Origin of the sequence: Acinetobacter sp. FDAARGOS_515 (genome assembly GCF_003938865.1) — a bacterium.
Taxonomy (GTDB): domain Bacteria; phylum Pseudomonadota; class Gammaproteobacteria; order Pseudomonadales; family Moraxellaceae; genus Acinetobacter; species Acinetobacter ursingii.
The window spans coordinates 3,106,897-3,128,413 of the sequence record NZ_RKIX01000003.1 but is presented as its reverse complement, the minus strand read 5'-3'; the positions used below and the strand labels follow the sequence as shown (position 1 = coordinate 3,128,413).

20 protein-coding genes are annotated in these 21,517 nt (G+C 38.9%); 12 read left to right on the top strand and 8 right to left on the bottom strand.

Going from position 1 to position 21,517, the window contains the following annotated elements; translation table 11 throughout:
• Positions 1-79 precede the first annotated feature (79 nt).
• From EGS47_RS16540 to ilvA, 3 genes are all read right to left on the bottom strand, one after another.
• Positions 80-1,414: a TrkH family potassium uptake protein gene (locus EGS47_RS16540; protein WP_005004086.1), complete on the bottom strand. Its 1,335-nt coding sequence runs from the start codon at positions 1,412-1,414 to the stop codon at positions 80-82.
• Positions 1,404-2,069: a potassium channel family protein gene (locus EGS47_RS16535; protein ID WP_005004087.1), complete on the bottom strand. Its 666-nt coding sequence runs from the start codon at positions 2,067-2,069 to the stop codon at positions 1,404-1,406. Before EGS47_RS16535 ends, EGS47_RS16540 begins: the two co-directional genes overlap by 11 nt.
• A gap of 171 nt (positions 2,070-2,240) precedes the next feature.
• Complete coding sequence (ilvA, locus tag EGS47_RS16530; protein ID WP_005004090.1) at positions 2,241-3,779, bottom strand: threonine ammonia-lyase, biosynthetic; 1,539 nt, start codon at positions 3,777-3,779, stop codon at positions 2,241-2,243.
• 108 nt (positions 3,780-3,887) lie between these two features.
• Here ilvA and rpiA point away from each other — a divergent pair, with 108 nt between their 5' ends.
• The gene (gene rpiA / locus EGS47_RS16525; protein ID WP_004989265.1) at positions 3,888-4,559 is read left to right on the top strand and encodes a ribose-5-phosphate isomerase RpiA; all 672 of its coding nucleotides are present in this window, start codon (positions 3,888-3,890) and stop codon (positions 4,557-4,559) included.
• On the top strand, positions 4,559-5,233 hold the full coding sequence (locus EGS47_RS16520) for a SprT family zinc-dependent metalloprotease (protein ID WP_125269832.1): 675 nt from the start codon (positions 4,559-4,561) through the stop codon (positions 5,231-5,233). The genes rpiA and EGS47_RS16520 overlap by 1 nt, the downstream gene beginning before the upstream one ends.
• A gap of 32 nt (positions 5,234-5,265) precedes the next feature.
• On the opposite strand, the gene EGS47_RS16515 is transcribed toward EGS47_RS16520, so the two are convergent.
• Positions 5,266-6,783: a hypothetical protein gene (locus tag EGS47_RS16515; protein ID WP_125269831.1), complete on the bottom strand. Its 1,518-nt coding sequence runs from the start codon at positions 6,781-6,783 to the stop codon at positions 5,266-5,268.
• A gap of 444 nt (positions 6,784-7,227) precedes the next feature.
• Between EGS47_RS16515 and argC the strand changes: the two genes are divergently transcribed.
• The 5 genes from argC to EGS47_RS16490 all read left to right on the top strand — a co-directional run bounded on the left by argC (position 7,228) and on the right by EGS47_RS16490 (position 12,191).
• A complete protein-coding gene (gene argC / locus EGS47_RS16510) occupies positions 7,228-8,283 on the top strand; it encodes an N-acetyl-gamma-glutamyl-phosphate reductase (RefSeq protein ID WP_171455441.1) in 1,056 nt (351 codons plus the stop codon).
• Between the two features lie 73 nt (positions 8,284-8,356).
• Entirely contained in the window at positions 8,357-9,109 is a 753-nt protein-coding gene (locus tag EGS47_RS16505) for a DUF6776 family protein (protein ID WP_104794893.1), read from the top strand.
• A gap of 18 nt (positions 9,110-9,127) precedes the next feature.
• Entirely contained in the window at positions 9,128-9,541 is a 414-nt protein-coding gene (clpS, locus tag EGS47_RS16500; RefSeq protein WP_004989257.1) for an ATP-dependent Clp protease adapter ClpS, read from the top strand.
• Positions 9,542-9,551: 10 nt separating this feature from the next.
• A complete protein-coding gene (gene clpA, locus EGS47_RS16495) occupies positions 9,552-11,828 on the top strand; it encodes an ATP-dependent Clp protease ATP-binding subunit ClpA (protein ID WP_004989255.1) in 2,277 nt (758 codons plus the stop codon).
• A gap of 3 nt (positions 11,829-11,831) precedes the next feature.
• The gene (locus EGS47_RS16490) at positions 11,832-12,191 is read left to right on the top strand and encodes a YnfA family protein (RefSeq protein ID WP_004989254.1); all 360 of its coding nucleotides are present in this window, start codon (positions 11,832-11,834) and stop codon (positions 12,189-12,191) included.
• A gap of 72 nt (positions 12,192-12,263) precedes the next feature.
• Here the strand turns inward: EGS47_RS16490 and argF are convergent, their stop codons facing one another.
• Both argF and EGS47_RS16480 read right to left on the bottom strand, forming a co-directional pair.
• Positions 12,264-13,169 (bottom strand): ornithine carbamoyltransferase, encoded by a 906-nt coding sequence (argF, locus tag EGS47_RS16485; RefSeq protein WP_004989252.1) that lies wholly within the window; start codon positions 13,167-13,169, stop codon positions 12,264-12,266.
• A 102-nt stretch (positions 13,170-13,271) separates the two neighbouring features.
• Positions 13,272-13,904 carry a TetR/AcrR family transcriptional regulator gene (locus EGS47_RS16480; protein WP_125269829.1) on the bottom strand — a complete coding sequence of 211 codons (633 nt, stop codon included), beginning with the start codon at positions 13,902-13,904 and terminating at the stop codon, positions 13,272-13,274.
• Between the two features lie 744 nt (positions 13,905-14,648).
• On the opposite strand from EGS47_RS16480, the gene EGS47_RS16475 reads away from it, so the two are divergent.
• The 4 genes from EGS47_RS16475 to EGS47_RS16460 all read left to right on the top strand — a co-directional run bounded on the left by EGS47_RS16475 (position 14,649) and on the right by EGS47_RS16460 (position 17,924).
• Positions 14,649-15,542 (top strand): amino acid ABC transporter substrate-binding protein, encoded by an 894-nt coding sequence (locus tag EGS47_RS16475; RefSeq protein WP_004989248.1) that lies wholly within the window; start codon positions 14,649-14,651, stop codon positions 15,540-15,542.
• Positions 15,543-15,645: 103 nt separating this feature from the next.
• On the top strand, positions 15,646-16,488 hold the full coding sequence (locus tag EGS47_RS16470) for an amino acid ABC transporter permease (protein ID WP_004989247.1): 843 nt from the start codon (positions 15,646-15,648) through the stop codon (positions 16,486-16,488).
• Between the two features lies 1 nt (position 16,489).
• On the top strand, positions 16,490-17,167 hold the full coding sequence (locus EGS47_RS16465; RefSeq protein ID WP_004989246.1) for an amino acid ABC transporter permease: 678 nt from the start codon (positions 16,490-16,492) through the stop codon (positions 17,165-17,167).
• A gap of 13 nt (positions 17,168-17,180) precedes the next feature.
• A complete protein-coding gene (locus EGS47_RS16460) occupies positions 17,181-17,924 on the top strand; it encodes an amino acid ABC transporter ATP-binding protein (protein ID WP_004989245.1) in 744 nt (247 codons plus the stop codon).
• A gap of 114 nt (positions 17,925-18,038) precedes the next feature.
• On the opposite strand, the gene EGS47_RS16455 is transcribed toward EGS47_RS16460, so the two are convergent.
• On the bottom strand, positions 18,039-19,481 hold the full coding sequence (locus tag EGS47_RS16455) for a DcaP family trimeric outer membrane transporter (RefSeq protein ID WP_125269828.1): 1,443 nt from the start codon (positions 19,479-19,481) through the stop codon (positions 18,039-18,041).
• Positions 19,482-20,201: 720 nt separating this feature from the next.
• On the opposite strand from EGS47_RS16455, the gene EGS47_RS16450 reads away from it, so the two are divergent.
• Positions 20,202-20,672 (top strand): Lrp/AsnC family transcriptional regulator, encoded by a 471-nt coding sequence (locus EGS47_RS16450; RefSeq protein WP_004989241.1) that lies wholly within the window; start codon positions 20,202-20,204, stop codon positions 20,670-20,672.
• 36 nt (positions 20,673-20,708) lie between these two features.
• Here EGS47_RS16450 and EGS47_RS16445 read toward each other — a convergent pair whose 3' ends face one another.
• The gene (locus EGS47_RS16445) at positions 20,709-21,458 is read right to left on the bottom strand and encodes a YebC/PmpR family DNA-binding transcriptional regulator (protein ID WP_005004093.1); all 750 of its coding nucleotides are present in this window, start codon (positions 21,456-21,458) and stop codon (positions 20,709-20,711) included.
• Positions 21,459-21,517: the final 59 nt, after the last annotated feature.

Here is a 21,517-nt window from a genome sequence, read left to right as displayed (position 1 = left end):
GATTTATGTTTTATCAAACGCTCAATAAACTTATTGGGCGTTTTTATTCAATCGATGTATTAAAAATTAAAGTCGATTATTAACCAATTTGAATATCTGCACTCGGATGCTTAAGTCGACTTTTCTTGGGTGTTGCAATGAGATACGCCAGCGTAAGAGGGCCTAAACGACCTGCAAACATCAGTAAACTTAGTACAAATAAGCTACCGTTATGTAATTCTCCTGTAACTCCACGAGATAAACCCACAGTGCAAGCCGCGGATACTACTTCGAAAAATAAATCCAGAAAATTTTTGTGTGGTTCCAAGATTAAGATCGTCATGAAACCGATAAAAATGAGACTTAACGTAATCACGACAACAGCAAGTGCTTTAAACGTACTTTCATAGGAAATAGAACGATTAAATACCCGAATTTCATCATTTCGACGTAAAAAAGAAATAACACTCAATACTAAAATGAAAAAAGTACCGACTTTGATTCCACCTGCGGTACTGAGTGAGCCGCCCCCAATAAACATGAGAAACATGGTCAGTAGAGTGGAGCTATTCATCAAAGATGCGGTATCGATAGTATTGAACCCAGAAGAACGAGGTACAGTCGCCTGAAACCACGCATTTACGGCTTGCTCGCCTAGATTCATTTGCATGAGCGTCAGTGGATTATTGGCTTCAATTAACCAAATGAGTAAAAAACCACTGATATTTAAAACGGCAATGGTCGATAACACGACTTTGCTATTGGTGCTGAGCTTTTTCCAACGCTTATTTTGTTTGATATCCATCAATACCATAAAGCCAATGCCGCCAAGTATGTACAGGAAACTAATCGCAAGACATGCAAGATAATGACTTTGAAAAGTAACTAAGCTATCGGGGAATAAAGAAAATCCCGCGTTATTAAAGGCGGATACACTATAGAAAAAAGCATAATACAAAGCATGAGCGAATCCGAAGTCTGGTGTCCAGATTGACGTTAAAATGATGATTCCTGTGACTTCGAAGAATAAAGAATAAAAAAACACGGACTGTGCAATGGTGGTAACTTTAGATAAACTGGTTTGCCCCAAAGAGTCCTGCGCCATCATTTGTTGCTTTAGTCCCAATTGTGGAGCAAGACTCAATGCTGCCAGTATCGCGAAAGTCATAAAACCAAGACCGCCACACTGAATCAAAAATAGTAAAATAAGCTGACCTGTAGTGGTCAGCGATTGACCGATATTAACAACGGAAAGCCCCGTAATAGTAACTGCGGAAGTTGCTGTAAACAAAGCATCCATCCAGCTTAAGTTACCGTTATTGGCAAAAGGAAGTTTAAGTAAAAGTGTTCCAATGATGATAAAACTAAGAAATCCCAACGCCAAAAGAGAAGGTGGACTGAAATTAAAGGTTTTATTCTTAAGTTTAGCTTTCATCATAGCCTAGAAATCGTTTAGATAGTTTTTTGAGTGGTTCAAGATGACCTTCTATGATGAGAATATCTTTGGATTGTACCGCACAAGAAGGTTCTGGATCGTAAATGATATCTTTACCACGTTGTAATAAAATCGTTTTAATATGATGGGTGGCATCAATTAAACCTAATAAATGTACTCCGTTTAGATGTTTAGGAATTTCTACTTTGACGATGAAATGATCATCATTGAGTGCCATATACCGACTCACCATCGGATAGTTTAAAGCCTGCGCGACACGGACGCCCATATCTTCTTCAGGGTGAATAATTTTGTCGACATGCAGATGTGACAAAATCATATGATGCGCTTTGGTTTTTGCTTTAACCCAAATTTTAGGAACACCTAAATTTTTTAGATGTAGCACACATAAAATACTGGCTTCAATATCTTCGCCAATCGCGACCACTACAGCAGCACAATTTTTAATATTGAGTTCTTCAAGCACATGTTCATCACTCGCATCGGCGATCACCGCATGTGTCAGTTGATCGCCAATGTCTTCAACATTGCGTTTAATCGTATCTATTCCAATGACATCATGATTAAGCTGCGCAAGTTGTAATGCAACCGTTGCACCAAAACTACCTAAACCAATGACAGCGAATTGAGCCATAAAAAACCTGATCTTTGTATAATAAGTTAAATTTTAAAATTTTGGATAATGCATAATGATGAGGTTAGTTTATTATTTTTGAATAAGTTTTAGTGCAAAGAAGTGTTAAAAAAACCGATAAGGCAGGTTGATCCAAATCCAAATCGGTTTATGGTTGAAAACGCTGAAAAATTATTTCAAGAAACGCTGATAACCAATATTGGCTGTGATTTCTTCATAAGGATACGTAATGTTTTCCAATGTTTCGATTAATACATCTGGATTTTCCTGCGTATCTGTCGCCTGTAATCCAACCAGTACGCGACCTTCGGCAGCGCCGTGATTGCGATAGTGGAATAAGCTAATATTATGCGTTGGACCTAAGCGCTCAAGGAAAGTAAGTAGGGCACCTGGGCGTTCAGGAAATTCAACACGGAATAAACGTTCATTTTCAATATTGGCATGACCACCAATCAAATATCGAATATGCAGTTTAGCCACTTCATCATCAGACAAATCATCGACTTCATACAATTCTTTAAGTGAATTAAAGATCTCGATACGTTCAGCCTGACCTGATTTTAGACTGATACCGACAAATACCTGAGCTTGGTTGCTATCACTTGCACGATAATTAAATTCGGTAATATTACGGCCATGTAAAGCACGGCAGAAATTTAAAAATGCGCCTTTTTGTTCAGGAATGGTAACTGCAAAAATAGCTTCTTTATGTTCACCCAATTCAGTACGTTCAGCAATATACCGTAAGCGGTCAAAGTTCATGTTTGCGCCACAGACGATTGAGACAATATTTTTATCTTGAATTTGATGTTGTTCGACGTATTTTTTAATACCTGCAAGTGCCATTGCCCCTGAAGGTTCGACAATGCTACGGCATTCATCAAAAGTATCTTTAATGGCGGCACAAATCTCGTCTGTATTAACTAATACAACTTCGCGTTCAACAATTGGCCCAGAATTGTCTGATTTTTGCAGTTGAATCACTTCAAATGGTTTTTCACCAATTTGAGCCACCGCAGTACCATCGGCGAATAAACCGACATGCGGCAAGATCACTCGTTGATTGTGTTCAAAGGCTGCTTTCAAACAGGCTGATTCATCATATTCAACTGGAATCACTTTGACATGTGGTGCAACATCACCTAAATAAGCGGCAACCCCTGCAATTAAGCCACCACCACCCACAGCAACAAATACATATTCCACATCGCGCCATTGACGTAAAATTTCATTGGCAATCGTGCCTTGACCCGCCATGACCAGTTCATCGTCATAAGGTGGAATAAAGGTCATGCCTTCATCTTTGGCACGTTGAATCGCGTATTTATTGGCGACATCAAAAGAGTCGCCGTGTAATACGACTTCACCGCCTAAACGCTTTACGGCTTGTACTTTAATATCGGGAGTGGTTTTTGGCATCACAATAATGGCGCGTATCCCTAATTTTTGACCAGACAGAGCGACCCCTTGTGCATGGTTTCCTGCTGAAGCGGTGATGACACCACGTTCCAATTGGGATTTTGGGAGCTGGCTAATACGGTTATAAGCACCGCGTAGTTTAAAAGAAAAAACAGGTTGTAAATCTTCGCGTTTAAAACGAATGTTATTATTGAGTTTTTCACTAATTCGTGGCGCTGCTTCGAGTGGGGTTTCGATTGCAACGTCATATACCGTTGCCTGTAAAATTTGTCGAACCAAACGAGACAGCATGTTAATCTTCCATCTAACAGTTTAAAATAAACGATTATTGTAACAAACCCCTAGGCATTTGCGCCGATTAATTCGTCCTAATGTCAAAAATAATAGTTGAGTGATGTCATGAGCCTGTATGCAACCCAAGATGAGAAAAAACAAGCTGCTGCGAAAGCAGCTTTAAAACACTTGCCAAGAGGTGGCATTTTAGGAGTGGGAACAGGCAGCACAGTCAATTTTCTGATTGATCTACTACCTGAATTACAGCTCGAAGCAGCTGTTGCCAGTTCTCAGGCCACTGCCGAGCGCCTACAAAAGTTAGGCATTGAAGTAGTGGATATGAATCATGTCGGTGGCTTGGATGCATATGTTGATGGCGCTGATGAAATTGATCGCCATATGCATATGATCAAGGGTGGAGGTGCTGCGCTCACACGTGAAAAGATCGTGGCATCTATTGCCAAAAAATTCGTATGTATTGTCGATGATTCAAAATGGGTGGAACAATTAGGTCGTGAATTTCCATTACCTGTTGAAGTAATTCCAATGGCACGTTCTGCTGTCGCACGTAAAATTGTTACTTTAGGCGGTGATCCAGTCTACCGTGAAGGTGTGGTCACCGATAATGGCAACGTGATTTTAGATGTTTATAATTTAAATATCCTAAATGCCATTGAACTTGAAAAGACATTAAATGATATTCCTGGTGTGGTCACTAATGGTATTTTTGCGCTGAATCCTGCATCTGTTGCGATTGTGGCAACCAATAGTGGGATTGAAGAACGTACAGCGATTTAATGCTTTTGGAATTATTACCCGAAATTAAGATGGTCAGACATGTAAGGGCAAGACATTTGCGTTTACGTGTCGAACCGCATCAAATTCGTTTAACTGTGCCGTTATTTTGTACAAAAAAGCAAATTCAGCAATTTTTGGATCATTCGCAAGAGTGGTTATTACAAACTTGGCAGAAACAGACTCAGCAACAACAACTTGCAAGTTCAAATTTTCAGCAGATTCATTTTTTTAATCAGGATCAGCCTTATCAGATTATTTTGCGTAAACAGCATAAAAATTATCTGATTGATCATCAACAAGCGTGTGTCTTTATTCGAGAAGATAAAGGCAATACCGTGTTGAAAGGTATGATCTATGACTATGCAAAACAATATTTGCCTGTATATCTGAAGGAAATCAGTCAGCAGGTTGGACTTTCGTTTCGTGATTGTAGCATTCGAAGACCTAAAACCCGATGGGGAAGTTGCAGCGCACAGCACAATATTATGTTACATGCAGGCTTGGTCTTAATGCCGCCTGAAATCGTACGCTATGTTTGCGTACATGAATTGGCGCATACGCGTTATTTTAATCATAGCGTGCAGTTCTGGGCTGAAGTTGAAAAATTCGATCCAAAATATTTCATGCATCGTAAGCAACTGAAAAGTTATCAATTACCTGTGTGGTGGTATTAGGAGCCATAATGCATTACGGCTCCTAACCACATTTAATTGAAATTACAGCTTAATTGTTCGGTTTCGAGTTGTGCAGGTGAAGTATGTTTATCTAAACCCGCAGTTGCAGACAGAATTTTGTTAGCCTTAATTTTAAGCTGAATAAACGGATATTGTTGAGAATTATTGCTCGGTTCAGCAGAGCCGCTATTTAGAATATAGTCGTTTGTGGATGCATTGACTTGCAGCAGGTTATCTGTACTTCCGCCGTTTAAGCTAGATTTATAAGTCTGTTCGCCCTGACTGAGTTCAATTTCGCCTGTTGCGCGGACTTTTAAAATACAGTTATTGGCTTCATAGCGACCCACTAAATATTCAATTGTGGGAAAGTTAATATCTGTATTTTCAGTATTTATTCCGGTAATGCCTTGCTTACATGGATAAATAGAATCTCCACATATACTTGAAGTTGTAAATCCAACTGCACGTCGATAGTCACCCGCACCACTCGTTCGAATATTAACAGTATTATAAGCGATATTCGGCGTTCCACTGTAGGCGCGCTCGTTCAATGCTTTATAGCCTATTCCATTTAAACTGGGTTGCAGTTGACGAGCAGCTAAGTCTAATACCGCATTTTTTAGACGGCTTGCAAACAGTTCTCTAACAGTTTTTTGATTTGCTCCAATATCAGGAGCCGTATTTAATCTTGCTTCCGTATTTTCGACAGTACTCACCATTGGCGCAAAATCAGTGGTATTACCATTCACTGCTTTTCCATCCAGATAGCCATCTGCCAAATCGAGTGCAATGTTTTGAGTAAATTCTGAATAATAGTTGCTACTTTGATTATGTGAGTTATACCAATACACAAAGTATCCAAAACTTAAATAACTATCTAAATAAAGATTCTGAGGAGACGCAGTATAACTCAGATTGGTTAATGCATTAGCATTGCTTAAAGTCGGGGTGTTTTCATTTTTAAATGCATTGAGTAGTGCGGCATTTACATCTTGCATTGCCATCGTAAAATGCGTGTCATTAATTTTTGAGTTTTCGATATTTTCATTTGGAAGTTGACCTGCGCGGACTAAAGCTCTTTGGTAAATGGCCTCAGATACAGGACTCGCAAAAAATATACGTGACTCAGTGGATGTTGGCCACAACAATGCATGATAAGTGCCCACAAAGTTTATAAACTTATCATTAATAAAATCATAAATTTGTGAGTTTTGATTGGTCGTCATCTCAAGACGATAGATTCGATTTGCTTTTTCAATTGGAAACTTCAAAATTGAAGATGTTCCGCTAAAAGAACTGACCTCAGTAACGACTTGATTATTGGTATTGTCATAAAGTTTAAGATTCACATCATGTACTTCCAAAGGGAGTTTAATTAGAACTTCGTTTGGTTGTAAAATTTGATTGTTTGAATTTTCGTTATTTTGCTGTGTTGTTGGAGGGGTGTTGGAACTTCCCCCACAACTGGCAAGATAACTACTCAATATTACGATGCCAATTGATTTGAATAGATTGCTATATTGATATTGTCTGCTTTTAAAAAAAGGCATTCCTTCACCCCTGAAGTTTTAGTCATCCGTGTCAAGTAAGGAGTCAGTTTTATATACTGACAAATCATCATTAGACTTCTTTCATCATTATTTAAACCTTCTTTATTTTTCTCGCGTATGGAGAAATAAAGGGGATTTATCAAAGAAGCCTATTTAAATTTTAGATTTAAATCCTTGTCATTTAACGACATCAAATACTTTTTAGAACTTATTTTGCGATTACAAAGTTTTATTCAGTTTAAAATGTCGGCTTTAGTTTCATTTTATGCCATCTCAATATAATGGCTAAAGTAATTTTTGACCAATGGTCGGATATGTGACAAATACTTTATTACAAGGCTAATTTGAAGCGCCTTTAAAAAGCTTTTTTTAGGTCTCTGAGTCGATTGTAGAAATCCGAGTAAACTGCCATACTATCCGCCATTCGGTTGAAATTTAGAGGTAATAATCGTGGTCTCTGTCGGAATTGTTGGGGGAACTGGATATACTGGCGTTGAATTATTGCGTCTTTTATTACGACATCCGCAGGTCACTGTTCGAGTCCTTACTTCACGTACTGAAGCTGGTAAACGCGTTGCCGATATGTTTCCAAGCCTGCGCGGTCATACTGATCTTGAATTTTCAGATTTGAATCTGGATCTATTAAAACAATGTGATGTGGTGTTTTTTGCTACACCGCATGGTGTGGCGATGCAACATGCACAAGAACTACTTGCTGCCAAGACTAAAGTTATTGATCTTGCTGCCGATTTTCGTTTACAAAATCTAGAACAGTTTGAAAAGTGGTACGGTTTACAGCATAGCTGCCCAGATGTCTTAAAAGACTCGGCTTATGGTTTAACCGAGCTAAATCGTGAAAAAATTAAAAAGGCCAGTGTTATTGGTAATCCTGGTTGCTATCCAACCACGGTACAGTTGGGTTTAGCACCGTTATTGAAATCTGAACATCATTTAATCAATCCTTCTAGCATTATTATTGATGCCAAATCGGGGGTATCTGGTGCTGGTCGTAAAGCAAGCATGGGAATGATCTATTCAGAGAATGCCGATAATTTTAAAGCCTATGGGGTGAGTGGACATCGCCATCATCCTGAAATTGTGGAAGCACTCGAAAATATTTCAGGTCAAAAAGGGGTTTTTGATCATATCGTGTTTGTTCCGCATCTGGTGCCAATGATTCGCGGTATGTTAAGCACTATTTATCTTGATTTGACTGAACAGGGTGCAAATACAGATATTCAAGCGCTTTATGAGCAATTTTATGCCGATGAAAAATTTGTAGATGTGATGCCGCCAAATAGCTCACCTGAAACGCGCAGTGTACGCGGAGCAAATGAATTACGCATTGCATTGTACAAACCTCAACCCCATAAATTGATTGTACTATCGGTACAGGATAATTTAGTAAAAGGTGCTGCGGGGCAGGCTGTACAAAATATGAACCTGATGTTTGATTTTGCCGAAGATGCAGGTCTAACAGGTATTGGTTTATTACCATAAAAAACGCTTTTAAGCTTCACACACATTTAAATATCGATTTAAATGTGTGCTTTGGTTCTATCTTCAAACAGAGATGGCGATGCAGAATACTGAACAAATAAATAATGATGATCTACACACACCCAAGCCATCATTTTGGCATACGAACAGACCCTTAGTGATTGGAGCGATTGTTCTGATTTTGGGTAGTGTTTCGTTGGGTTATACCGTTGGACATCGTCAAGGATTGACTGTAGTAGGTTACGATGCAGATGCGGAACAATTGGTTGAAGTGGTTCAAAAGCAGAAAACTGCTTTAGATGCTGTCAATAAAAGTTTGAATGCAACTGTACAAGAACGAGATGTTGCAGTGAGCAATGCCAATGATTTATATCAGGGGATTACTCAAGCAAAGAATGATAAGGCGCAAATGGAAGGTATGAGTGCGCTTTATCGTGAGATATTACGTCAACGAGGCGGTTTGAGCTTAACGATTCAAGATTTGGCAATTAAACCATTGCCTGAAAATGCCTTTGAATATCAGCTTGATTTGGTACAAGTTAGCCCAAATAAACGTCGTGCAACAGGCTCGGTAGAGATGCGTCTGATACAAGGTGATGAGATTTTAGTAGTGCCACTAGAAGACAACAATTTCAATTTTGATGATTTTGAACGTTTAACAGGACGCTGGACGATGCCTAAAGGTTTTACTCCGCAGTTTATTGAAGTTCGATTGACAGGAGCTACACCTGTTACCAAACGTTTTAGCTGGCAACGTGGAAAACCAGTTGAGGCGGAATCTGCTTTTGTTGCAGAAATCCCGCAAGCCGAAGCAAATGCAAATTAAGAGTGAATCAAAGAGTATATGCGAACCAATAAGCGACAAATTAGTTTAAAAGACGTGAAAGCTTCCTTTTACCAATCTGGATATGTCGATTGGCATATCAATCCGCGCTTAAGTGATTCGCAAAGTAACGAGCCAGAAGGTGATATTGCAGTACAAACTGCTGAGCCTCAGCTAAAACGTCCACCTCTATATGCGGTAGTATTGTTGAATGATGATTACACCCCAATGGACTTTGTAATTGAAATTTTACAACAATACTTTGCATTGAATCTTGACCAAGCCACTCAAGTAATGCTAACTGTACACTATGAAGGTAAAGGTGTTGCTGGTGTTTATCCGAGAGACATTGCGGAGACGAAGGCAAACCAAGTAAATAATTACGCTCGATCCCAAGGTCATCCATTACTTTGTCAGATCGAACCCAAAGATTAAAGGGGGTCGTATGCTCAGTCGTCAATTAGAAGTATCCTTACGTTTGGCTGTAAGCATGGCTCGTCAAAAAAGGCATGAGTTTCTCACTGTAGAACACTTATTGCTGGCTTTGCTCGATAATGATTCGGCTGTTAATGCACTTAAGGCGTGTGGCGCTGATATAGTTTCATTGCGTAAAGAACTAGAAGAATATGTAGAACAACATACACCGAAGCTTGGTGAAAATAACGACCAAGCTCCACATCCGACTGAAAGTTTTGACCGAATTTTACAGCGTGCTATTTTTCATGTGCAATCTAGTGGCGGTGATCGTACCGTTGAAGGTGCAGATGTATTAGTGGCGATGTATTCTGAACGTGATTCTTTTGCGGTTTATCTTCTAAAGCGTCATCAAATCAACCGATTGACCTTAACGCAGTATCTCTCTCATGGAACCCGTAAAGAAGATATTCAGGCAGAAGAAGAGGTTGAAGATATCGAAGGAGATGCTGCTTCATCTTCAAATGCAGGCCCTTTAGAACAATTTACGCTAAATCTCAACAACGAAGCGCTTAAAGGTAAAACAGATCCTCTGATTGGGCGTGAAAAAGAGATAGAGCGTACCGCTCAGATTCTTTGCCGTCGTCGTAAAAATAATCCACTGTTAGTGGGTGATCCTGGCGTGGGTAAAACCTCAATTGCAGAAGGTTTGGCATGGCTTATTGTCAATGGCAAAGCGCCAAAACCACTTGCAAATGCTGAAGTCTATAGTCTGGATATTGGCGCCTTAGTTGCAGGAACCAAATATCGTGGTGACTTTGAAAAACGCTTGAAACAACTGCTCAATGCGTTAAAGAAAAATCCAAATGCGATTTTGTTTATTGATGAAATCCACATGATTATTGGTGCAGGCTCAAGTATGGGCAGTACCATGGATGCATCTAACCTCATCAAGCCGGCATTAGCCAATGGTACTTTACGTTGCATCGGATCAACCACTTTTCAGGAATATCGTCAGGTTTTTGAAAAAGATCATGCATTATCGCGCCGTTTCCAAAAAGTCGATGTGAATGAACCAAGTATTTCTGAAACCATCGATATTTTACGCGGTCTTAAAACCAAGTTTGAAGATTTCCATCATGTTGAGTATGAAGATAAAGCTTTAGTTGCAGCAGTAGAGCTATCTTCCAAATTTATCAATGATCGTTTCTTGCCAGATAAAGCCATTGATGTAATTGATGAAGCTGGTGCACAGCGCCGTTTAAAAGCAGAATCAGACGATAGTTTGATTACCATTGAAAATATTGAAGATATTGTTTCTAAAATTGCCCGTATTCCACCGAAAACAGTCTCTAAAGATGATAAAGCAGTGCTTGAATATCTTGAACGAGACTTAAAACGCGTGGTGTTTGGTCAAGATGAAGCGATTAGCGCACTTGCTTCTGCGATTAAATTATCTCGCGCAGGATTAAAAGCACCAGATAAGCCTGTCGGTAGTTTTGTATTTGCAGGTCCAACTGGGGTGGGTAAAACAGAAGTCACCAAACAATTGGCAAAATTGTTAGGCGTGGAATTGGTACGTTTTGATATGTCGGAATATATGGAACGTCATGCGGTTTCACGTTTGATTGGCGCACCTCCAGGTTATGTAGGATATGATCAGGGTGGTTTGCTGACTGATGCGATTCACAAAAATCCACATTGCGTATTATTGTTAGATGAAATTGAAAAAGCGCATTCGGATGTATTTAATTTATTGCTGCAAGTGATGGATCATGGTGCATTAACGGACAACAATGGTCGCAAGTCTGATTTTAGAAATGTGATTATTGTTTTGACCACGAATATTGGGGCCGAAAGTATTTCAAGAACCAGTATCGGTTTCACTGAGCAAGATAATAGCAATGATAATCAGGAAGCGATGAAACGTGCATTTGCTCCTGAATTCCGTAACCGTTTAGATGGCGTTATTCAATTTAAAGCTTTACCAACTTCAGTGATCGAATCAGTGGTTGATAAGTTCTTGACCGAGCTACAAGCACAACTGGATGATAAAAAAGTAGTGCTTGAAGTTGATCAATCTGCTCGTGATTGGTTAGCCACCAATGGTTATGATCGTCAAATGGGAGCACGTCCGATGCAGCGTCTAATTCAGGAACATTTGAAAAAGCCGCTTGCTGAAATGATTTTGTTTGGTGAGCTGGCTGATCATGGCGGCAATGTCGCTGTTTCTGTGAAAAAAGAAGATGGTAAAGAAGTTGGATTACAGCTTTCTGTCTTTGAAGACCAAACGGCTGAGCCTGCTTAATCGATGCTAGAAGATTTCTCAATCACCCGAATACTCAGTGTATTCGGGTTATTTTTAATCACTGCTATTGCTGAAATATTGGGCTGCTATTTTCCCTACTTAATTTTAAAAGAGGGGAAAAGTACATGGTTATGGATTCCTACCATAGCTAGCCTTGCATTATTTGTATGGCTTTTAACCTTGCATCCAACTGCTTCAGGACGCATTTATGCTGCTTATGGCGGGATCTATATTTTCACAGCGCTGATGTGGTTGCGTTTTGTTGATCAGGTTGCATTAACACGCTGGGATTTGTTGGGTGGCATCGTGGTTTTAATTGGTGCGAGTTTAATTATTTTGCAGCCGCAAGGTTTGATCCGATAATTGCTTTTAATTTTAAACATAAAAAACGCTGTTTTAAAACAGCGTTTTTTTACATCAAACATCTTATTTTGATTATTCGTTTAGCAAGAATTCCATCAATGCCTTTTGCGCATGTAGGCGATTTTCAGCTTCATCCCAAACCACAGAATTTTTATGATCTAGCATATGTTCAGAGATTTCTTCGCCACGATGCGCGGGTAAACAATGCATAAATAAGCAATCTGGATGTGCTATATCCATGAGTTTTTCATTGACTTGAAAGTTTGCAAAAGCCTGTTCGCGTAGCTTTTGTTCTTCTTCTTGTCCCATACTTGCCCAAACATCGGTCACAATCAAATCTGCATTGACGGCTGCATCTTCTGCATTGTCAAAAACTTCAACACAATGTGCAAATTCAGACAAAAATTCAGGTTTTGGTTCATAGCCTTTAGGTGAAGCAATTTTCAGTTTAAAGCCCATCATATGTGCAGCTTCAATATATGAATTACACATATTATTACCATCACCAATCCATGCCACAGTTTTACCTTCAATACTGCCACGATGTTCTTGATAGGTTTGTAGATCAGCTAAAAGCTGACAAGGATGGTGATCATCGGTTAAGCCATTAATCACGGGCACTTTAGAGTACGAAGCAAATTGTTCAACAATTTCATGCCCAAAAGTACGGATCATGACAATATCAAGCATGCTTGAAATAACACGGGCAGAATCTTCAATCGGTTCACCGCGACCTAATTGGGTATCACGTGGTGAAAGAAAAATTGCACTGCCACCAAATTGATTAATTCCAGCCTCAAAAGAAATACGGGTACGTGTACTTGATTTCTCAAAAATCATTCCTAGAACTTTACCAACAAAAGGCTGAAATATCTGTTTCTCATGCTGTAAGCGTTTTAGTTCACTTGCACGAGCTAAAATGCGTTGAAGTTCTGAAGAAGATAAGTCACGTAAAGTTAAGAAATGCCGTAGAGCCATGGTTACTCCACAATAATTGTTGTTAAACAACAATTAGTTGCTGATAAATGAACGAAAAAAGAATCGAATACTATACTACACGTGATTGAAAATGCAAAGAAATTAGCTGATTCTATGACCGTTTAAAAAAACATCAACGCAATATTCGATATGATCCAAAATTTCCTGATCATCAATTTTCATGGGAACGCCCATCGTCACTTTCCATTCAATATTACGTAAAATACCAAAATACATAATTGCAGAATGAAGCGGTTGCGAACAGTTGATTTTGCCTTGTTGAGTCGCTTGTGCCAAAGCACAAGCTATTGTTTTTTGAACGTATTCAGTGCCTCTTTCATGAAGATACAAAGCCAACTCTGGATCACTTTGCGAGCGTTCAATGACAAGACGCATAAAGGCTGCATTTTCTACACAGGTAATTTTCTGATAAAACCCAATTAAAGTCTGGATGAGATAACTTCTCAAATCCTCATGACTATTAAACGCCACACATATATTTTTAAAAAAAAGTTCACGTCTGTAGTCACAAATGGCCTTAAAAAGACCTTCTTTACTACCAAAATATTTATAAATAGACGCTTTTGAACCACCTGCATGATGGACAATATCATCCAGAGATACCGCATCGTAACCACGTTCCAAAAAAAGCTCCGTTGCACTGAGCAAAAGTGCCAAACGTCGTTCGTGACCTCGTTTGGTTTGTGGAAGTTCGCAACAGGCATTTGGAATCATAAGGAAGTTAGTTCTCTACATAATAAATTGAATATTTAAGACATCAAATATTCAAAAAAACAGTATAGCAAAAAAACTCAATGCTGACTGTAAAGACGGTTTACAGTGCAGTGAGAGACTCTATCTATATGGTTTCAAATATGAATAAATCAACGATATTGTGATGATCATCAGCTCATAATCTATAAATGGTATTCATCTTCAGTTTTCAAGAGCGCTTTTCACAAAAGAGAGCATGCAGAGTCAACGTGCCATGGAGTTGTTTATTAAAAGTCTATATTTCTAAACGCACAATTCAGGTAAGGATGATTGATAAAAAGAATTAAACAATAGGTGCTTTTAAAATTTGACAAAAATGTAGCGTAATTTTATAGGCGATGAAATTGCTCCAGAGATGTCAGTGATGTTGGTTTTTGTGTTGAAATGCTCATTGATGTTGCATTTTTTTAAATTTGTGCACAATTGAGACGTATTTTTTTAAGATGATTTAAATAAACTGTTTAAAAAAAAGACACTTAAGCTAAAAACAACCATAACTAAAACTAAAGTATAACAAAAAAGGAATTTTTTAACCTTTTCATTTTTTTTCAAAAGCGTATAAAAAGAGCTATTATCAATCGATAATAAGTAATAATTAAAAGTTGGCTTGATAATTGCAACTAGGAAAAACAGGCTCATCCTTTAGTATCGTTGAATAATACAAATAGATACCAAAGGAGGAGAACTTATAATCAAGGAGTTTTTATGAAACATTCAGCAACCTCATTACTTGTATCAGCACTTATGGTTTTTACAGTCGGAGGAGCAACACAGGTTCAGGCTGCCGATACTTTGGCAAAAATTCAAAAAAGTGGAAAAATTGTGATTGGACATCGTGAATCTTCCGATCCAATTTCTTATGTTGTTGGCGGTAAACCAGTCGGTTATGCAGTAGATATTTGTAATAACTTTGCCAATGAAATCAAGAAAGATCTTAAGATGCCAAATCTTAAAGTAGAGTATAAGGCGGTTACTTCATCTACCCGTATTCCTGAACTTTTATCAGGCAATATTGATATGGAATGTGGAACGACGACTAACTCGAAACAACGTCAAGAGCAGGTTGGTTTTTCGACTAACTATTATGCAACAGAAGTGCGAATGGCGGTTAAAGCTAATTCAGGCATTAAGAGTCTTGCTGATTTAAACGGTAAAGCAGTGGTAACGACTCAGGGTACAACCTCTGATAAATACATCAAAATGAATGAGCGTGGTCAAAAAATTAATGTGCAAAACATTTATGGTAAAGATCATGCGGACTCCTTTGCAATGATGGCTTCTGGCCGTGCAGCAGCATTTGTCATGGATGATAATATTCTTGCAGGACTTATTGCCAAGTCTTCGAATCCAAAAGAGTTTGCCATTGTAGGGCCAGTTCTATCTTCTGAACCTTATGGCATCATGATTGCAAAAGATGATCCAAAATTTAAGGCGGTGGCCGATCGTACCGTAAAAGGAATGTGGAAATCTGGTCAGATGGATGCTTTGTATAAAAAATGGTTCCAATCTGCGATTCCTCCTAAAAATACCAATCTGAACATGCCACAAAGTCAGTCGTTCAAAAAATTAAAAGCGAATCCTACAGATGCAGGTATTTAGCACTGACTTTTAACTCTAAATAAGGGTAGGTTAATTGTTGGCTCATGTAGTGAATTTAGCTGCATGAGCTGTGCTTTTTTGAACTTTAATAAAAGGGGCAGCTATGTCAGTTGGCTCATTAAACTGGACTGCATTTTGTGCTGAATCGAATGAATATGGACTGGATAAAGCTGCGTGGGCTGAGTCTGTCTGTAAAGCATTAGGTAGCGCAAGTTATTCTCCTTACGCCGATGCACCTACATGGCTTCAAATGTTAGGTTCAGGCGTATTTACCATGGTTTGGACATCATTTGCTGCATTTTTGATTGCATTTTTCTTGGGCTCATTACTCGGCATTATTCGAACTTTACCTAATAAGCCTTTAGCATTTATTGGGAATTGCTATGTTGAGATTTTTCGTAATATTCCTTTAATCGTACAGCTTTTCTTCTGGGCTTTTGTATTTCCTGAGTTTTTACCAGATAGTTTGAGTTCAGGCAGTGGAGATATCGTTGCGGGAGGTTGGTGGAAAAATATTTTAAACACGCATCCTGCTGTTATTGGTGTTTTTGCGTTGGGACTTTATACGGCCGCGCGAGTTTCTGAACATGTTCGTGCAGGTATTAGCACAGTCTCACGTGGTCAAAAATATGCGGCGTCTGCGCTGGGTTTTACCACAGGACAAAGCTATCGCTATGTAGTTTTACCTGTTGCATATCGTATCGTTTGGCCAACAATTACATCTGAAGCCATGAATGTATTTAAGAACTCAGCGGTGCTGTATGCCTTAAGTGTATTGAACTTCTTTGCTTATACCAAAACCATGCGTGAAGAGACTTCTCAGGATATTGTGATTCTCATTTTATCTACACCTGTTTATCTCATCATTACCTATGGCATTAAATTTGTGATGGCATGGATTGAAAAAAGAATGGCTGTGCCTGGTTTAGGTTCAGGAGGGAAGTAATATGGACTTTAGTTTATTACAAAATCCTGATGTGATTCATGCATTAAAAGAAGGTTTTATTTTTACCCTGACGGTGACAGTCCTATCGATGATTGGCGGCATCCTGATTGGTACACCTTTGGCAATGATGCGTTTATCCAATAACTTTGTGGCACGTAATTTTGCCAAGTTTTATGTGGATGTTTTTCGTGGCATTCCACTGATTCAGGTCATTTTTATCTTCTATTTTCTGTTGCCAAAAGTGTTTGCCTTCCAATCAGATACCTACTGGGGCCCACTTTTTTCCAGTGTGGTAACGTTTGCGATTTTTGAAGCTGCATTCTTTTCAGAAATTGTGCGTTCGGGTATCCAGTCTGTCTCTAAAGGTCAGGTGAATGCAGGTTATGCATTGGGTTTTACCTACGGTCAATCCATGAAATATGTGGTGTTACCACAGGCTTTTCGCAATATGTTACCTGTACTTTTGACACAAACGATTATTTTATTTCAGGATATTTCACTGGTTTATGTCATCAGCGCACCTGACTTTTTAGGTCGTGCCGATACACTGGCGAATACCTATGGGCCTGAAACTAAAGCAACTTTTTATTTTATTGTAGCACTGGTTTATTTCTGTAGTTCGTTCTTGCTTTCGCAACTCGTGAAACGATTACAGCAGAAAATTGCCATCATTCGCTAATTGGAGATTTTAAATGCCAATGATAGACATCCAACATATCTCTAAATGGTATGGTGATTTTCAGGTTTTAACAGATTGCACTACCAGTATTGAAAAAGGTGAAGTGGTTGTGGTTTGTGGGCCTTCAGGTTCTGGAAAATCGACATTGATTAAAACAGTTAATGCATTGGAACCGATTCAGGAAGGTAATATTTTGGTAGATGGCGTGTCATTACGCGATCCTAAAACTAATCTTGCCAAATTTCGTTCCAAAGTCGGAATGGTCTTCCAGCATTTTGAACTCTTTCCCCACATGACAGTGCTTGAGAATTTAACTGTGGCTCAAGTTAAGGTGCTCAAGCGTTCATCCGTTGAAGCACGTGAAAAGGGAATCAAGTATCTGGAACGGGTCGGTTTACTGGCTCACAAAGACAAATTTCCAGGACAGTTGTCTGGTGGTCAGCAGCAACGTGTCGCGATTGCGCGTGGTCTTTCGATGGATCCGATTTGTATGTTGTTTGATGAGCCTACATCTGCGCTTGACCCTGAGATGGTCGGTGAAGTTTTAGAAGTCATGATGCAGCTTGCAAACGAAGGCATGACTATGATGTGTGTAACGCATGAAATGGGCTTTGCCAAACGTGTATCGAATCGCGTCATTTTTATGGATGAAGGTAAAATTCTGGAAGATTGTGCGACTAGCGAATTTTTCGGTAATTTACATGCACGTCATGATCGTGCCAAATTATTTTTAGACAAGATCCAGATGATGCATTAAGTCTATGTAGTTGAAAGGAGAGCCGAGATATCGGCTCTTTTTTATTGCTTAAATATAAAGATTTGTAATAAAAAACCACAGAATATATCTGTGGTTTTCTAAATCGCAAAAAACCTAGAAGTTATATTTAGCCATCAAGTTTAGACGTGAATAATCACCATCGTCTGATTTATTTGGATCAAGCTGTTCAAAAATCTTACGTTGACCATAGGTATATTCCACACCCAAATCAATCGCTTTGGTTGGACTATAGAATGAATTGACGATGATGTTATACAACGTTTTATTCAAGCCATCACGGGTTGCTGCCGTAGTTGCTGCACGTGAAGCAAAATCAGCGTAGCCATTGTCGTCTTTATACCAAATACCGCCCGCAGCAATCGTTGATCTCAGTTTTGGACTCCATGTACGTGAATATCCAATCAGGCCAGAGTTAAACTCACTTTCTGAAATATTCAAGCTACCATCAGTATTGCTTGAAGCAACATAAGCAGGGTTGCCATAAAGTAAATAACGGTTATCACCCTTAACATGATAGTAGTTAGCAAATACGGTATCTACATCGGTAATTTTATATTTTGCGCCTAAACCAATCCCCCAGCCCAGTTTCTCTTCGTCGTTACTGTCATTGCTTGAGATACGATTTTCATGCAAAAGTGCATGTGCTTGAACTAAGAATTTATTATCAGCCGTTTTAAAATCATAACGTGCAGTGAATGCAGGAAAACGGTTACCACCACTTGAGGTGACACCATTTGCATTCACTGTGGTATTGCCTGTGGTAATGTTATCCACATCACCGCCTTCTAATGCCAGTAACAGTTTTTGATTGGCATCAATTGGCTGAGTATAACGAACCTGAACGGTACGTGTTGATCCATAGCCCATTGGGCCATTGAAGTCGACTGTTTCAGGTGCGGTATCAACGTTTACAAATGGAGAAGTGGTTTGACCTGCCAACCATTTTCCAACATTAACATAGGCATGACGAACACGTAATGATCCCGTTCCGTTTGTGCCAGACGAGCCCATAAAGTCGGCTTCAATTTTACCAGTAATCTCACCAATATCACTTGGACGAGAGAAATCCAATCCAAAACGAGTCGTTGCCGCAGTCACATTCAGTGCATCTTCGGTCGCATTGGCAGAGTTTAAAGGAACTTTGTTGGTTGGGTTATTGATATTGGTGGTATCTGCATTGGTACCTTTAAAGTCATAAGTCGCATCTGCACGGACGCTACCATAAAGTTTAACCTGAGTTTGACCATCTGGTAGAGTGAACCAACCTGGTTTTGCATTAGCAGGCGCAGGTGCGGCAGGAGCTTGTGCCACGACCACCGCAGGTGCAGAAGCCACAACAACTGGACGTGCTTTTTGCTCTGCCACGATTTGTTTCTGAGTTACCGTCTGTTGTTGAATCAAAGCGCGAAGTTCTGCGACTTCTGCACGTAATTGTTGAATTTCTTGTTGTTCAGTTGCTGCTGCAAATGTTGGAAGTGAGATTGTAGAGAGCCCTAATGTACTCATACAGAGTACTAATTTATTAAGTTTGATCACGATAACTCCAAGGATAATGGTAAAAGCTGAAATCAAAAAAAGCTTCGTGTTCTTACTAACAAGAATAATGCCAATAATTAAGACAGACTAATGAGTCTTTTGTGTTTGGTTGAAAAACATCCAAAAAATTAGTGAATATGAAAAAAAAGAATTAAATAAGATAACTATATCTAATCTTTGAAAACTCTAAATTTTTTATTCAGAATAATCGGCATTAAAAAGTCCTAAAATAAATCATGCATGTTCCAATTTATTGCAATTATCTAAATATTCCTTTAGAGGTCGATCGCTCTTTCTCTCTTGGTTTTTAAAGTAAATTTTATTAATTATAGGCGGTAAGCTGACAGTTATAGTCAATTAATTATCATAATTTGGAAATAAATTACATAAAATTTATTTTTAATGAAAAATAATTTAGATTTAGCTTGGTTTTTTCTTATTTTAGGGAAATAATCTCGTACAGATATTGGTACTTTATAGATCAGGGTGTGATGGGGATTGAGAAGAGTGGTCTGCGGATTGGGAGATACGCAGATCTAGCCCAAAAGGTCTCGACTCAGCTTTGACAGGATTGACCACAAGTTAATTGCAAGATGAATTCACTTATCGGTGAAAGAGTCGTCACAAGTAAACAGATGTTTTCCCTTGACCCTGTAAAAATTCAAGCATTATAAAAGTTCCAATACACTCAAATATCACGATTAAGCTTGTGGAGTAACGATGGAACTCGATCGTTTTGACAAACAAATTCTTGAAATATTAACCCATGAAGATGTCAATCTAAATGAACTTTCTGAGCGGATCAGTCTTTCAGTCAGTTCGGTGCATCGACGTATTAAGCATTTAATAGAAACCAATATCATGAGCAGTCTAAAGCGTGATATTAATTTTGCGAAGCTTGGGTTTACTTTGCATATCTTGCTACAAGTTTCTTTAAGTAAACATGATACCGAAACCTTTGATAAATTTTTAACTGAAATTGAAGATATTCCAGAAGTCACCAATGCATTTTTGGTAACAGGGCAGAGTGCTGATTTTATTTTAGAATTGGTTGCCCGAAATATGGATGATTATAGTGATATTTTGCTGCGTAGAATTGGAAAAATTGACAATGTCGTAGCACTTCATTCAAGTTTCGTAATTAAGGAATATAATGTATTTAACTGCTATAAGCTTTTAAATAAAGTATAAAAAAACGCGCATCAAGCGCGTTCTTTTTAAGTCATATTAAGCATCAAGTTGTGCTAATACATCGTCTGAAAATTCAACATTGGTATAGACGTTTTGCACATCATCCAGATCTTCAAGCATATCAATCATTTTCAAGATTTGTTTTGCTTGCTCGATATCTGTAATTTCTGCTTTGGTCGATGGACTCATTACCACTTCGGCATTGTCAGATTTTAAATCTGCTGCTGTCAATGCATCTTGTACATCACCAAAGCTTTCAGGCGAAGTAATGACTAAAATACCGTCTTCTTCAATTTCAATATCATCTGCACCAGCTTCGAGTGCCACTTCCATGATTTTGTCTTCTAAAGACACATCTTCAAAGCTGATTTCACCACGCTTGGTAAATAGATAAGACACAGAACCATTCGTGCCTAAGTTTCCATTGGTTTTGCTAAAGCAATGGCGAACATCAGGTACAGTACGATTCAGGTTATCCGTCATGGTTTCAACTAAAACCGCAACACCGCCGACGCCATATCCTTCATAGGTGACTTCGTTGAGATCATCATTATCTTCACCGCCAGCACCGCGCTGAATCGCACGATTAATGGCATCGCGGGTCATATTTACCGACAATGCTTTTTCAACTACAGCACGTAAACGCGGGTTACTTGCTGCCTCAGCGCCACCCAATTTTGCTGCGGTGACAATTTCACGAATGTATTTGGTAAAAACTTTAGCACGGCTGGCATCTTGTTTTGCTTTACGATGCTTGGTGTTTGCCCATTTGGAATGACCTGCCATGTTGCAATATGCTCCTTAAGGATGGGGGAGAGTACCCGATCAAATTGTGCAGATTCTAC